The organism is Providencia sp. PROV032 (genome assembly GCF_028484875.1).
Classification (GTDB): Bacteria; Pseudomonadota; Gammaproteobacteria; order Enterobacterales; family Enterobacteriaceae; genus Providencia; species Providencia rettgeri_E.
Window position 1 is genome coordinate 66283 of record NZ_JAMPSX010000001.1, and the last position, 16035, is coordinate 82317.

General features: G+C 40.2%; 10 protein-coding genes. 6 read left to right on the top strand and 4 right to left on the bottom strand.

Annotated features, from left to right (window positions below):
- Nucleotides 1-29 precede the first annotated feature (29 nt).
- On the bottom strand, nucleotides 30-446 hold the full coding sequence (menI, locus tag PSF42_RS00360) for a 1,4-dihydroxy-2-naphthoyl-CoA hydrolase (RefSeq protein ID WP_094961759.1): 417 nt from the start codon (nucleotides 444-446) through the stop codon (nucleotides 30-32).
- Nucleotides 446-3499, bottom strand: a complete 3054-nt coding sequence (gene ydiJ / locus PSF42_RS00365; RefSeq protein ID WP_272679247.1) for a D-2-hydroxyglutarate dehydrogenase YdiJ — start codon at nucleotides 3497-3499, stop codon at nucleotides 446-448. Before ydiJ ends, menI begins: the two co-directional genes overlap by 1 nt.
- 255 nt (nucleotides 3500-3754) lie before the next feature.
- On the opposite strand from ydiJ, the gene ydiK reads away from it, so the two are divergent.
- Complete coding sequence (gene ydiK, locus PSF42_RS00370; protein ID WP_125890964.1) at nucleotides 3755-4870, top strand: AI-2E family transporter YdiK; 1116 nt, start codon at nucleotides 3755-3757, stop codon at nucleotides 4868-4870.
- 716 nt (nucleotides 4871-5586) lie between these two features.
- Here ydiK and ppsA read toward each other — a convergent pair.
- A complete protein-coding gene (gene ppsA / locus PSF42_RS00375) occupies nucleotides 5587-7965 on the bottom strand; it encodes a phosphoenolpyruvate synthase (RefSeq protein ID WP_272679248.1) in 2379 nt (792 codons plus the stop codon).
- Between the two features lie 262 nt (nucleotides 7966-8227).
- On the opposite strand from ppsA, the gene ppsR reads away from it, so the two are divergent.
- The 5 genes from ppsR to PSF42_RS00400 all read left to right on the top strand — a co-directional run bounded on the left by ppsR (nucleotide 8228) and on the right by PSF42_RS00400 (nucleotide 14883).
- Nucleotides 8228-9091 (top strand): posphoenolpyruvate synthetase regulatory kinase/phosphorylase PpsR, encoded by an 864-nt coding sequence (ppsR, locus tag PSF42_RS00380; protein ID WP_272679249.1) that lies wholly within the window; start codon nucleotides 8228-8230, stop codon nucleotides 9089-9091.
- Nucleotides 9092-9214: 123 nt separating this feature from the next.
- Nucleotides 9215-10264: a 3-deoxy-7-phosphoheptulonate synthase gene (locus PSF42_RS00385; RefSeq protein WP_272679250.1), complete on the top strand. Its 1050-nt coding sequence runs from the start codon at nucleotides 9215-9217 to the stop codon at nucleotides 10262-10264.
- A gap of 371 nt (nucleotides 10265-10635) precedes the next feature.
- The gene (locus PSF42_RS00390; protein ID WP_125890960.1) at nucleotides 10636-12792 is read left to right on the top strand and encodes a TonB-dependent receptor domain-containing protein; all 2157 of its coding nucleotides are present in this window, start codon (nucleotides 10636-10638) and stop codon (nucleotides 12790-12792) included.
- Between the two features lie 121 nt (nucleotides 12793-12913).
- A complete protein-coding gene (locus tag PSF42_RS00395; protein WP_272679251.1) occupies nucleotides 12914-13966 on the top strand; it encodes a hemin-degrading factor in 1053 nt (350 codons plus the stop codon).
- Between the two features lie 545 nt (nucleotides 13967-14511).
- A complete protein-coding gene (locus tag PSF42_RS00400; protein ID WP_125890958.1) occupies nucleotides 14512-14883 on the top strand; it encodes a helix-turn-helix domain-containing protein in 372 nt (123 codons plus the stop codon).
- Between the two features lie 79 nt (nucleotides 14884-14962).
- On the opposite strand, the gene PSF42_RS00405 is transcribed toward PSF42_RS00400, so the two are convergent.
- Nucleotides 14963-15979 carry a lipoate--protein ligase A gene (locus tag PSF42_RS00405; RefSeq protein WP_272679252.1) on the bottom strand — a complete coding sequence of 339 codons (1017 nt, stop codon included), beginning with the start codon at nucleotides 15977-15979 and terminating at the stop codon, nucleotides 14963-14965.
- Nucleotides 15980-16035 lie beyond the last annotated feature (56 nt).

The window sequence follows — 16035 nt, forward strand, 5'->3', positions numbered from 1 at the left end:
AGCCAAAAACCCTATATTTAGAATGGTTATTATTCAAATAATACCGCAGTTGTCAGGCGAGAAGTACAACACAATTTTCCTTGTTCATTGAAAATTTCAATATTCCACACTTGCTGGCGACGTCCTAAATGAATAGGCTTACAAATCCCCTTCACAACCCCTGAACGAGCAGCACGAACATGGTTTGCATTGATTTCCAACCCGACCACCTTTTGTTCCCCTTCCGAGCACATATAACCCGCAATTGAACCTAAGGATTCAGCTAATACAACGGAAGCACCACCATGCAATAACCCAAAAGGCTGCTTGGTACGATGATCAACAGGCATTATTCCTTCTAAATAATCATCTCCAATTGCCGTTATTTCAATACCGAGATGTCCTAACATGCAGGTTTTTGACATTTCAGCGAGTTGTTGCAAATTAAATTGACGTTTCCAAATCATTAAACTATCTCCAACAGGGCTTGAATAGGATGTTTTATTGCTACATTTTCCATTCGCTTAACTTGGCTACGGCAAGAGTAACCTGAACTCAAACAGCGATCTTTTGGTAAAGGAGACATTGCACCTTTCCACGATAAGTTATAAATTCCTTTTGAATTTTCAAGATTCGCTACTTCGTGCCCATAAGTCCCTGCCATGCCACAACATCCAACACTAACATTATTTAATGTTTGCCCAAAGCGAGCAAATAACGCTGCCCATTGATTCGCACTATTAGGTAAAGCCGTTGATTCCGTACAATGACCGAAAAAATACCACGGTTGAGCCGATGCCGTTTGCATATTGTGTGGTTCAGGCAATGTCATTAACCACTCATGCGCCAACATCACCGTAAATTGGCATTGTTCTTTGCCTAAAATTTCATGATATTCATCGCGGTAACAAAGTACCAGCGCAGGGTCAACACCAACCATTGGCAGCTGTAACTTTGCCACTCGATTTAAAAAGTCCGCAGTCTTACGTGCTGTTTTCGCAAACTTCGCTAAAAAACCTTTGATGTGTTGTGCTTTTCCATTCGGTGAGAACGGTAACAATACAGGTTTAAGGCCTAATTTTTCGATTAAGCGGACAAAATCTGCCACTACTTTGGCATCGTAATAACTGGTGAAAGGGTCTTGAACCACCAGCACATATTTTTCACGCTGTGAACCCGTCATACTTTCAAGTTGTTCAAGCGTGACAGAAACTGCGGCATGCCCTGAAAGTTCTTGTTTTAACGTGGGTTGAGAAAACAACGGTAAATCCACCATACCTATAGTGTGCTGGCTCAATTTTTGCACCATTGGTTGACGCAAAAAGAAATTAAATACCCCCGGCACTTTGGAAAATAATGGGGCACTTGCTTCAACGTTCGCAACAATGTGATCCCGAATAGGACGTAAATAGCGGCCATGGTACAACGCTAAAAATTTCGCTCTAAATGAGGGCACATCAATTTTGATCGGGCATTGAGTTGAACAGGCTTTACAGGCAAGGCACCCTGCCATTGAGGCTTTCACCTCGTGAGAGAAGTCATAATCGCCTTGCTTCGCACGCCAAGTGTTACGGGTTTTCTCTATGAGACCACGCAATGATGGTTGGCTTTGTGTAATACCTTTTTCAAGGTGTTCTGGTGTAACGCCTTGTTCCGCGAGTAACCTTAACCATTCGCGAACAAGTGTCGCGCGGCCTTTCGGGGAATGGACTCGTTGACCGCTCACCTTCATCGACGGACACATCGGACTTTTCACATCAAAATTAAAACACAGCCCATTGCCATTACACTCCATTGCACCACGGAATTCTTGGCGCATTTGGATTGGAATTTGCCGGTCATACGTTCCTCGCTTGATATCATCAACCTGCTTCATCGGTGCATCCAGCCCCGCAGGTGGACAGATTTTACCCGGGTTCAAGCGGTTATCGGGGTCAAAAGCGGCTTTGATGTTGCGCAGTTCAGCGTATAACACATCACCAAAAAATTCAGGGCTATATTGTGCACGGAAACCTTTCCCATGTTCCCCCCACAGTAGTCCACCGTATTTCGCGGTTAATGCCACAATTTCATCAGAAATTTGTTTCATCAATACTTCTTGTTGCGGATCGCACATATCAAGTGCAGGACGAACGTGTAAGACACCTGCATCTACATGGCCAAACATGCCATAATTCAAGTTATGACTGTCTAATAATGCACGAAATTCTACTATATAGTCTGCGAGATGCTCAGGGGGAACGCAGGTATCCTCAACAAATGGAATTGGCTTCGCTGCGCCTTTACTATTCCCCAACAACCCAACCGCTTTTTTACGCATGTTATAAATACGCGTAATATCTTCAAGATCATGGCAAGTTTGATAGCCAATCACTCCGGCTTGATTGCTTGCCATTAATTCGTCTAAGCGTTGGCACAGGCTTTCAGTCAATTGATTGATTTCATCTTCATCGTCACCACTAAATTCGACGATGTTTAACCCTAACATTTCTTTATTTGGCACATCTGTAATTAAGGCTTTTACGGAATGCCAAACGATGTCTTCTTTTGCCAAGTTAAGTACTTTTGAATCCACGGTTTCAACAGACAGTGCTTTCGCTTCAACCATAAAAGGCGCATTACGCAATGCGGACTCAAAAGAGTCATATTTTACATTTACTAAGCGCCGTACTTTTGGCAAAGGTGTGATATCAAGCGTCGCCTCGGTAATAAAGGCTAAAGACCCTTCAGACCCAGTCAAAATACGGGTAAGGTCAAATTCGGTTAGTGCATCATTAAATACATGACGTAAATCATAACCAGTTAAGAAACGGTTTAACTTAGGAAATTTTTCTTCAATTAATGGACGTTGCTCTAAACAGCGTTCTAACACCGTTTTATAAATGCGCCCCACCGTAGAATCTTCTGACGCAATCGTTTGGGCGAGTTCGATAGGCATAGCGCGTGTATCTAGGCATTCACCACCTAACACCATGGCTTTGACGCCTAATACGTGATCAGACGTTTTTCCATAAACTAATGAGCCTTGGCCTGATGCGTCAGTGTTGATCATCCCACCTAACGTTGCTCGATTACTGGTGGATAATTCAGGTGAAAAGAAATAACCGTAAGGCTTGAGGTACTGATTTAATTGGTCTTTGATGACCCCTGCCTCAACTTTAACCCAACCTTGCTCTGGGTTTATTTCTAAAATACGGTTCATGTAACGGGACATATCGACAACAATCCCTTCAGTTAAGGATTGCCCATTAGTTCCCGTCCCTCCTCCCCGAGGTGTAAAGCTAAGCTCACGAAACTTTGCTTGCCCTGCAAGACGAGTGATAATTTGTACATCTGCACTCGAACGTGGAAACAGAACCGCTTGAGGTAATAGTTGGTAAATACTGTTGTCCGTCGCCATAGATAAACGCTCAGCATAGCTGGTGCCGTTATCCCCAGTAAAACCCTGTTCTTGTAGCTCATGCAAGAACTCGATGACTAAATGACTAAGATGAGGAGCTTCTGATATACACGGGATCATTATTAACGATGACTCTTGTTGTTTAGTGTTCGCATTACTCGTTATGTACTATCTTTATTTAAAGTTGCACAATAGTGTCTGAGGTCTATGATGAATTCCCTCACAGCCTGTAAAGAGAGCACAGCCGCTGATGACATTGCCATCATGAACCATACCACAATATTGTTTTTTTTAACCGTGAAAAATAATTACGTTATTTTCACCTAAAAACTTGCCACACACGCAGAATTTTCATTTGTAAAGGATCAGTCATTAATGGAAAAATCGCAAAAACGCTTGGATCTTCCCAAACTTATTTTCGGCCTATTATCCATCGTTTTAATGATAGCAGCCTGCTTTTGGGTACTTAATCCATTTATTCTTGGCTTTGTATGGGCTGGAATGATGGTCATTGCTACTTGGCCACTATTATTAAAGCTAGAAGCTCGCTTATGGCACAAGCGCTGGTTAGCGACATTAGTGATGGTTCTTCTTATATTACTGCTATTCGTTATCCCATTAGGTATTCTCATCGGCAGCATTATTGAAAATAGTACCCCACTTATTGATTTAGCCAAATCACCATCAAGCCTAACATTGCCTGATTTAGAATGGCTAAATACCATCCCAATGGTCGGTGAGAAAATTTACTATGCATGGCATAGTTTAGTCGCCAGTGGTGGTAATGCTTTACTGGCTAAAATTCAACCCTACTTTGGCCAAGCTGCAGGGTGGTTTGCCACTCAAGCTATTAGCGCGGGACGATTTGTTTTTCATTTGATGCTCATGCTGTTGTTTAGTGGTTTGCTTTACCTTAAAGGTGAATCAGTGATGGTTGGCATCCGCCACTTTGCTGTACGTCTTGCTGGGATCCGTGGGGATGCAGCTGTCGTGTTAGCAGCGCAATCGATTCGAGCTGTTGCCCTTGGTGTGGTCGTCACCGCGCTAATTCAAGCCATCGTCGGGGGAATTGGACTTGCCTTGTCGGGTATTGGTTATGCCGCCATCTTGACTGTCTTGTTGTTTATATGCTGTGTGGCGCAATTGGGGCCTCTACTCATTATGGTGCCATCCGTCATTTGGCTGTTTTGGACAGGTGATACAACCTGGGGAATTATTCTTGCTATATGGGCCGCAGTTGTTGCTACCATGGATGGCGTTCTACGCCCATGGTTAATTAAAATGGGTGCAGACTTACCAATGGTTTTGATCCTTATTGGTGTTATTGGTGGAATTCTATCATTTGGTATGATTGGGTTGTTTATTGGCCCAGTTGTATTAGCTGTTTCATATAGCTTACTAAAAGCTTGGATGAATGAAGTCGCTGTTCCAAATGAAGACTTAACAGAAACTGAAAAGTTTCTAGAAGAAGAGTTTTCGATTAAAAAGTAGTATAGCACTAAATTAGTTGCAGGCATGTTCAAGCTATGCATGCCTGCTAACTTAATAAATGCCACTCATTAATATTTAGAAACAATATTTAACATTCTAACGTTAGTATTTAGCCTAATTTATGTTAACATAAATCCATTGAATTAATTCTCGTTAAGTAACAATGATTAATATTAATATTGAGAGTGTTCTTAATGATAGTATAATATGAATGGTTTAACATTCGATTATTCAATTATCTAGATCTAAAAAACTATGCCATCCCCTTCTAGGCGTGGTTTTATTAACTAAATTGCTGTGTGTAGTCTTTGCCTGTCAGCCCATGATAGGCTTTTTTTTTATCTTAATTTAATATGAATACTATTCATGTCACAATCAGAACATCAGTTTATAATTATTGATTAACATCAATTTCTGTCATTATTATCAGTAATCTTACTCCTTTAGCGTTATATAATTAATTAAGTTTCGTTACGCCTATTTAGGATATGTTTCTCTTGTAAAACTTAATACACATAATGCGAGTAATTATATTTAATTTATTTTTTTCTTATACCCAAGAAGTATTATATGAACAGTTATCCAGAACTGTTTAATATTAATCTACTGATAATCGTATTTATCAATTTCTACAATAGGTCATTTTAATCAAGTAAATGAAAAGGCTGAATGTTATTCACATTCAGCCTAATAATTAATAAACGTAAACGAGATAACTATTGATTTTCAGCTATCGTTAACCACGTTTGTACGACAGTATCGGGGTTTAAAGATAAACTATCAATGCCTTCATCTACCAGCCACTGGGCGAAGTCTTGATGGTCGGATGGCCCTTGACCACAAATGCCTACATATTTGTTTTGGCGTTTTGCAGCTTGTATCGCCATGGATAACATCGCTTTAACTGCATCGTTTCGTTCATCGAATAATTCAGAAACAACACCTGAGTCCCTATCAAGGCCTAATGTTAACTGAGTCATATCATTCGAACCAATAGAGAAACCGTCAAAATGTTCGAGGAATTGGTCCGCCAGTAAAGCATTTGATGGTATTTCGCACATCATAATAACTTTTAGACCGTTTTCACCGCGTTTCAAATCATGTTTCGCCAGTTCTGCTATTACTGACTCCGCTTGTGCAACGGTACGCACAAATGGGATCATGACTTCAACATTCGTTAGGCCCATCGTATTACGAACACGTTTCACCGCTTCACACTCTAATGCAAAACAGGCACGGAAGCTGTCAGACACATAACGGCCAGCACCACGGAAACCTAGCATTGGGTTCTCTTCTTCAGGCTCATAAATATCCCCGCCGACTAAGTTGGCATATTCATTTGACTTGAAGTCAGATAAACGGACAATAACGCGTTTTGGCCAGAAAGCCGCGGCTAGAGTCGAGATTCCTTCGGTTAATTTACCAATATAAAACTCAATCGGATCATCATAACCCGCCATCATTTGGCGAATTTCGGCTTGCAGCTCAGGAGATTGTTTATCAAACTCCAGCAGTGCTCTTGGGTGAACACCAATCATACGATTGATGATAAACTCAAGTCTTGCTAAGCCCACGCCTTCATTAGGTAAGCAAGCAAAATCAAATGCACGATCAGGGTTACCCACGTTCATCATGATTTTGACATCCAGATTTGGCATATCACTCACTTCAGAACTGTGAATTTCAAATGCCAATTTACCTTCATACACAAAGCCCGTATCCCCTTCTGAACAAGAAACGGTCACCTCTTGGCCTTCATGCAAACGGTCAGTCGCATCACCACATCCCACAACGGCTGGGATACCTAATTCGCGAGCGATAATTGCAGCATGGCAAGTACGTCCACCACGATTCGTCACAATCGCAGCCGCTTTTTTCATGATAGGTTCCCAATCAGGGTCAGTCATATCGGTAACAAGTACATCACCGGCCTGAATTCTATCCATCTCACTCAAGTTATGAATGACTTTAACAACCCCAGAGCCAATGCGATGACCAATTGCACGTCCTTCAACTAAAACTTGTCCTTGTTGTTTTAATTGATAACGCTCCATCACTTGTTGATTAGAGCGAACGGTTTCTGGCCTTGCTTGGACAATATACAAACGTCCATTATGACCATCTTTTGCCCACTCGATATCCATTGGACGACCGTAGTGTTTTTCAATCTGCAAAGCTTGGCGAGCCAGTTCTTCAACTTCATGATCAGCTAAAGAGAAACGATTGCGTAGCGCTTCTGGCACATCTTCGATTTGTACTTGTTTACCGTGCTCTTTACTGTTGGCATACACCATTTGTAATTTTTTAGAGCCCAGTGTACGACGCACAATCGCGGGACGGTTATTTGTTAGTGTTGGCTTATGGACATAAAATTCATCTGGGTTCACAGCGCCTTGCACCACCATCTCACCTAAACCATACGCAGAGGTGATAAATACCACTTGGTCGAAGCCCGATTCAGTATCAATCGTAAACATAACGCCAGATGAGGCTAGATCTGAACGTACCATCCGTTGAATACCAGCGGAAAGTGCGACACCACGGTGATCATAACCTTGGTGAACACGATATGAAATCGCACGGTCATTAAACAGTGAAGCAAAAACGTGTTTAATCGCAACTAATACTGCGTCTATCCCTTGAACGTTAAGGAATGTTTCCTGTTGCCCTGCAAACGAAGCGTCAGGCATATCCTCTGCGGTTGCCGATGAGCGAACTGCAAATGAGGCTTCCGCTTCACCTTCTGACAGTTGCGCGAATGCATCACGAATATCTTGTTCCAACTCCTTCGTCAGTGGAGTATCAATCACCCATTGACGGATCTGAGCACCTGCTACAGCCAGTTGGTTCACATCATCAATATCCGTTTCATCTAGCAGGTTATAAATGCGCTGATTTACACCGCTCTGCTCCAGAAAATCATTAAACGCCTGTGCGGTTGTCGCGAAACCGTTAGGTACGGATACTCCCAGATCAGATAAGTTAGTGATCATTTCACCGAGAGAAGCATTTTTGCCTCCGACACGGTCAACATCATTCATCCCTAATTGGTTATACCAAAGTACATTACACGGAGTGAGGCCATTTGTGGACATTGAAAGCGATCCTTTTATAGCAATTTAGTGACAGAGTACAAATCGTAAAAAATCTCGTTGGCGAAAATTCGCCTCGTGAAATAGACTAGCACAGACGATAAGAGAAGATGGACTGGTGAATCGTTCCATCACTGAAGAAAACTTTTTTGTTCTAAAAATCGTTCAAAAAATGGCTATAGTTCCCCCTATAAACTAATTTTTAAACTTTAAACAAAGATAATATCTCCCAATATCCAGTGATAAATACAATAAGAGACAAATAATGATGACCGAATTAGGAACAATGAATAATATGGCAAGCCAAGTTCAACGTACTGTTTTCTTTATTTCTGATGGAACCGCGATCACCGCTGAAACTTTGGGGCACGCCGTACTTTCTCAATTTCCTCTGTCATTTATTTCTTATACTCTGCCGTTTGTGACGAGCGAAACCCGCGCACAGGAAATTAAACAAAAAATTGATGTTATTTACCAAGAAACCCAGCTACGCCCTTTAGTGTTCTATTCGATTATCTCCCCTGAAGTAAAGCAAATCATTACCCAAAGTGCTGGGTTTTGCCAAGATATCGTCCAAAGTTTAGTCGCGCCAATTCAAAAGGAAGTTGGCCTAGAACCTGAGCCAAAACTCAACCGAACTCATGGTTTGTCTATGCAGAATATGAATCAATATGATGCACGAATAGCTGCTATTGAATACACACTAGCTCATGACGATGGGATTTCTTTACGTAATTTAGACCAAGCCCAAGTGATACTTATTGGTGTTTCACGTTGCGGTAAAACGCCGACAAGCCTCTATTTAGCGATGCAATTTGGGATCCAAGCCGCAAATTACCCGTTTACGGCTGATGATATGGATAACTTACAGTTACCTGCCGCGTTGCGCCCATATACTCATAAGTTATTCGGTTTAACGATCAGCCCTGAACGGTTAGCAGCCATTCGTGAAGAGCGCCGTGAAAATAGCCGTTATGCCTCCATCAGGCAATGTCGTATTGAGATAGCGGAAGTTGAAGCTTTATTTCGACAAAATAAAATCAATTACTTAAATACGACGAACTATTCTGTTGAAGAAATTTCTGCAAAAGTGATTGATACCATGGGCTTACAAAGACGAATATTTTAATGAATACAAATAAAAAAAATATTCATTCCTGCTAAGTTGGAGGTTGAAATTAAGCCACATTCGTTTATTGTGATCTTAATCACTTATAGGGCATATGCCTATTAAAGTTCTTTGAGAAAGAAAATGCACAAAACTGATGAATTACGTACTGCGAGAGTGGATAGCTTAATTACCCCACAAACTCTCGCTGATGAGTTTCCCATTTCCCAAAAAGTGGCTGATAACGTGACAACGTCACGTAAAAGAATTGAACAAATTCTATCTGGTAAAGATCCTCGTCTACTTGTCATTGTCGGCCCTTGTTCGATTCATGACATTGATGCCGCGATTGAATACGCGAAAAAATTAAATGTATTAAGAGAACGCCATCAAGACCGTTTAGAAATTGTCATGCGAACTTACTTTGAAAAACCACGTACTGTGGTTGGTTGGAAAGGGTTAATTTCTGATCCTAACCTCGACAACTCTTGCCAAGTCAATACAGGCATCCGCTTAGCTCGTAAGTTACTGATTGAAGTTAACCAGTTAGGGCTAGCTACAGCAACCGAATTTCTTGATATGGTTACTGGACAATATATTGCAGACCTCATTAGTTGGGGAGCTATTGGAGCCCGTACAACAGAGAGCCAAATCCACCGTGAAATGGCATCCGCACTGTCTTGCCCGGTTGGATTCAAAAATGGGACTGACGGTAATATAAATATTGCTATTGATGCGATAAGAGCGGCAAAAGCACAGCATATGTTTTTATCACCGGATAAAAACGGGCAAATGACCATTTACCAAACCAGTGGTAACCCGCATGGGCATATTATTATGCGTGGCGGCAAACAGCCGAATTACACTGCCGGTGACTTAGCCGCAGCTTGCGACAAACTACGTAAGTTTGAATTGCCAGAGCATTTAGTGGTCGATTTCAGTCATGGTAATTGCCAAAAAATTCATCGTCGCCAACTCGAAGTTGCACGAGATATTGCGGAACAAATAAAAGATGGCTCGACCGCTATCAGTGGAGTGATGGCAGAAAGCTTCTTAATTGAAGGTACACAAAAAGTGGTTTCTGACCAACCGCTAATTTATGGTCAATCGATTACCGACCCATGCCTTGGCTGGGAAGATACCGAACAACTTATTGAAATTCTTGCTCAAGCTGTTGAGTCTCGTTTTAAATAACCCCCATAATTCCAACTTATTTCTTACGATAAGCCCTTTAGTAAAATAAAAACTAAAGGGCTTTTTATATTCAAAAAAATATAATTATCATTTAAATATAACCAACGCGATATAATAATTCAGTTAATTACAAGATAACGATATTTTAATCCAGAAATATCTTGACCCACCACTCACTAACGATAATAATTCTCACTACGAACGAATTTATCCGTTAGATCACCAGTAGCCTAGCCCCAGCTATTCGCTACAACATTACAGAACCAAATAGTTCAAATAAACAAATACGTTACGTAAATACTTATTGCATGCCACCCAGATAATTTATCCAGGCAGCCAGCAAATTCTGAAACCAAAGGAAAGGATTTCCTATGTTGTTTAAATCGATCTCTACATCAGCCCATCAAGAACACAAAATATCATTCTCCGCGCTTGCTGCTACTGTCGTCATGACTGGGTTTAGTAACACAGTTTTGGCTGAAAATTCATCACCTTCAAATACAATGTCAAAAACGGATACTCGGGACATTATTCATGTTTCTAGCTCCCCTCTTAGTTTAGAAAATATCGCTGTAGCAGAACAAGTCGATGTCATTGATGCAAAATCACCTGAATATCAATCTGCAACATCCGCCTTAGATTTACTAAAAGGCCAAGCTGGGGTCTTTGTTTCTGGTTCCAATAGCACTTATGGCCAAGGCATTCAAATGCGAGGTTATGATTCACGAGGCGTGAAAGTTACTGTTGATAACATCACTCAGGACTTTTATTCAGGCCTATATGAAGCTACATTTATTGACCCCACCTTAATAAAAAAAGTATTTATCCATAAAGGTGCATCATCTGTACATCATGGCGGCGGTGCATTGGCAGGGGTTGTCTCATTCAAAACAATAACTGCAGCTGATATATTAAAACCTGGGCAAAAATTCGGCGGTCAGGTATTCAGCGGTATTAACCGTAATAACCACGGTTACTATGCAGGTGCAACACTGTTGGGCAGAACTGAATCAACGGATACCCTATTCAGCTACAGTCAACGTAAAAAGTACCTACTCGGCTCACCCGAATTTGAAAACGTTGATAATACTGAACAGCTAAATAACTGGATGCTCAAAAGCAGCTGGCTTGCCCACCCTTCATATTATTTGACGTTACAATTAAAAGAATATCGCAACAATAGTTTAGGGGTAAAACAACCCGCTAAACCCACAGAAAAAAATAGATATCCAAATACACCGCATGAAAGGCAAAGCCATCAGCGAGATATTGCCATTAGCCAATTTTTTACACCCAAAAATGAGATAAATTGGCAAGCCCAGTGGGATATTTATTATACAGATTTATATTTAGATCAAACTGATACAGTTAAGATCAAGAAAAAACCAAAAGAGTATGGTTCTGAAGCTCGCAATCAATATACCTATGGGACTAAATTTACTAATAGCTTCACTTTACCTATGCATAACTGGGTAAATCATCATATTCAAAGTGGTTTCGAATATTATCAGCAAAAGCAAACGTCAAATCAGTACGCAATAAGTTATCCACCAGCAGAACTCGACAACATGTCAGGCTGGTTGGTTAATGACATGACATTGCATCAATTACCGTTAACTTTATCAATTGGAACGCGCTTTACACAATACCGCGCATCGAGGGATAATTTCCCTGAAAGTAAACATACCAACTTGTCATCCCGTATGGCTGTTAGTATTACTCCAACCCATTGGCTCAATCTTTTTTCATCATACGCTGAGGCATACCGTACCCCACGTATGTCTGAGCTTTATAATAATTCAAACCATTTCACTATACCTTTTTTTGGCACTCGCTCGAACTTTCGCCCATCGCCTGATTTACGTCCAGAAACGAATAAAACCCTCGAAACAGGCGTAAAATTCAGTTTTGATGGGGTACTTATTGATAATAGCGACCTTCAATTTGGTTCAACCTACTTTAAGACCAAATCTAAAAACCATATTGCCCTTGAAGGCCTCTATACGCCAAGGTATGGCCAATGGTTCCCCGATGAGCTTTATTATATCAATATTCCCAGCGCATCCATTTATGGCATCGATAGCTTTATAAGCTACAGAACACCATGGTTTGAATTAAATATCAATCACAATAAAACCACAGGTAGAGAAGACAGCTCTCATTATTCTCTTTCGTCTATACGCCCTGAAACACTAACGACTCGGTTAAATATACCGGTTGCTAGTACTGGCTTTACTCTAGGCTGGATTGGGGAATTCTCTGCAAAAACTCAACTTCAAGGTAATGATAAATATAAAAAGTGGCATCACAAATCAAGCCAAGGTTTAGATCGTTATCATAAAGAAGTCATTCAGCATGCAGGCTATAGCATTCATGATTTCTATGTAAATTACCAAGCAGATCAATTCATAAAAGGATTAAGTTCGACTCTCACAATGAAAAATGCATTTGATAAGCAATATGTCTCTTCTATGGGAGTTCCTCAGGAAGGCCGAAACTTTTATATCAACATAAATTACAACTGGTAGTTAAGTAGTAAAAAACCATGTTATCAACTGATTTTATTGAATTTATCGGCAGTATAGAAATAAATCGGTTGTCAGTTGATAACTCATCACTGTGTTTTGTCATTTTATTAAGGAAAAACTTGTGAATTCAGACCTCTATCATGATTACCTACAAGCTAAAAAAACGTACACTCATAAGCACGCCCAAGAAATAGCGGCCTTACTTGGCGTATCAGAAGCCCAATTAATTCATTGTCGTGTCGGCAAAGATAATGTTCAACGATTGGTCAGTAAACCTGTTGATATCCTACAAGATTTAACCACAATAGGGAAAGCTATAGGGATCACTCGTAATCAGTACGCTGTTAGTATTCAAACAGGTGCATATAATAACCCGAAATTTAGCAATCACGGTGGGCTATTTCTAAACCCTAAAGCATTAGACTTACGTATATTCTTTGCACAATGGAGTTCAATTTTTGCACTCTCTGAAAAAACGCCAGAGGGAACTCGCCACAGCATTCAATTTTTCGATAAATATGGAGATTCTTTACACAAGGTTTTTTCCACCGACAACACTGATATAGCGGCTTGGCAAGCCTTGATAGAACGCTACAGCACATCAGAGAATCCGCCTATAGAACCTAAAACCATTTCACCATTTTCAGAACAGAAAATCAGCGAAGAACTCGCCTCTCAATTAGAACAGCAATGGCGTGATATGACAAATGTTCATCAGTTTTTTGGCATATTAAAGAAACACAATCTAAGTCGTCAGCAAGTTTTTCGCGCTGTTAGCCAAGAATTAGCATGGCAAGTACCTTCAACGGCCTTATCTGATCTGCTTTCCCTTGCATACCAAGCACAAAATGAAGTGATGCTCTTTGTAGGAAACCGTGGATGCGTGCAAATATTTACAGGAAAAATAAATGAACTATCATCACTCTCTGTTGAAAGCTCTCAAACTGATTGGTTAAATATTTCAAGTACAAACTTTAAACTTCATCTCATTGAAAGTGGCATTTCTGAGTGCTGGGTCACACGCAAGCCAACTAAAGATGGCTTTGTAACAAGCCTTGAGGTCTTTGATACCCAAGGTAACCAAATTATTCAAATGTATGGCCAGCGCATAGAAGGCACACCAGAACAAATAGAATGGAGCAAACAAATTCTTTCTATATCTCGCATAAAATAAAAGAATAATAAATAGATAAATGGGCTTCTAATGGTAATTTTCTGAATACCTTCCAACCCCAAATGGGGATTAAGCTAGAGATGAAATTTACCATAGAACCCTTTAATTCACTTACATGAGTGATCCCTCCTAAAAAATTGCCAGTTATGGCGATTATCCACCAGAATAATTTACCTCGGGATTTCCTGTCTATTGTTATAAAAAAACGATTATAAAAGAAACAATAATTTTTCAATTGTTTACTTGGTTAATAATTTCGAATAGCTTGGACAATTATTTTGAATATAATGAACATAGTGCCTTCCCACCACCTAAAAAAAGAACAAATAAAATGCAATCACTTGAATTTAAAGAATTTTAAACATACAATAGTGTATGTTTAAAATGTTAATTTTTTCAACATCTATTGTAGTGATAGCTATTCTCATTAAAAAACCGCACGTTTAGCCTATCGATATATCGGAAAAACAGGAAGAATAGACCCTAATTTCGTGAGTTATTATTAGTTATTAATGAACAATAGCCTACTTGAGTAGGAGGTAAATATGTCAGAAAGTGTAGTCAACGATATTGTTAAATGGCTTGAAAGCCAGTTGCAGCGCAATGAAGGCATCAAAATCGACACAATTGCCGATAAAAGCGGTTATTCAAAATGGCATTTACAGCGTGTTTTCAAAGAAATGAAAGGTTGCACGCTTGGCGAATACGTCCGTAAACGTCGTTTATTAGAAGCAGCTAAATCATTACGTGAAGGTAACTTACCAATTCTTGATATCGCATTGCAATATGGCTTCAGTTCACAGGCGACATTTACCCGTATCTTTAAGAAACACTTTGATACAACCCCTGCAAAATTTCGCCAATCAGGTGAGTTACCTGAATGCAAAAGCTTTATGACCTGTAACTGTCATAACTAATTATTTTCGAACGTCCTTTCCTATTAATTATTTGCAATTTTATAGTCTATGTCTGAGCCGATTATATCGGCTCTTTTTTTTAACTTAACTCATGGACTAACCAGTTTTCTAAATCAGCCAACTGTCCTTGCAATTGCGGCCATTTCACGGCCATCTCTTTGCTCAAAGCGCGTATCGTTTCTGTTTGATATGCTTTACCCGCCAATTGCTCACTTAACCACTCCAAAGGAGATGGGTCTAAGCTATCCGTAAAAAACTGACAGCGATTTATCACACCTTTTTCGATATCGAAATGAAACTCGACTCCTCCCCAAGGAAAACGGGTATCTGAATAATGGGAGAAAGCGGGTGCTTGTCCAAAATTCCACTCCCAACTACTTTGTTTAGCAAAGGTTTCTGCAAAATTTGGTAAGTCAGGTAGTTTTTCAGGGGAGATATACTCTGCTTCGACCGTTTCACCGAAGTAATTAAAAAAGCTCTTAATTATTCCTTCGCAAACAATTTCATGAGAAATATGAGGGACAAGCTCAGATAAATTCGCCACACGAGAACGTACAGAAGTGATCCCTTTGGCCTGTAATTTTTTAGGATCTGGATTCAGATAATTTGCTAAGCGACCTAAATCTGCATTAATCAGTAAGGTTCCATGATGAAAACCTCTATCTTTCGTTTCTCGGTATGCAGACCCCGAAATTTTTCGCGGGCCACTTTCAGTCTCTAAGACTAAATCATTACGACCTGATATTTCTGCGTTAATACCGACAAGCGCCAGCCCATCAACAATAATTTGTGTAGACACCGTTTTATCATATTCCGGCTTTCCTGCCATAAACGTAAAACAGGTATTACCTAAGTCATGAAAAACAGCGCCACCACCACTACTACGCCGAGCTAAACGAACATTATCTTCTTCCATCCTTCGGGTGTTACATTCTTTCCACGGATTCTGCGCACGCCCGATAACCACCGTGTCAGCATTTCGCCAGAGAAACATAACACGTTGGTCAGTTGGCATTTGTCGAAAAATAGTTTCTTCAACCGCAAGGTTAAACCAAGGGTCGTAGGATCCAGAGATGAGTAAACGTACTGTTGACATTAAGCTATCCTTAAAACAAAACTTGCCCTTAAGATAGCATAATCACTGAATAAAAT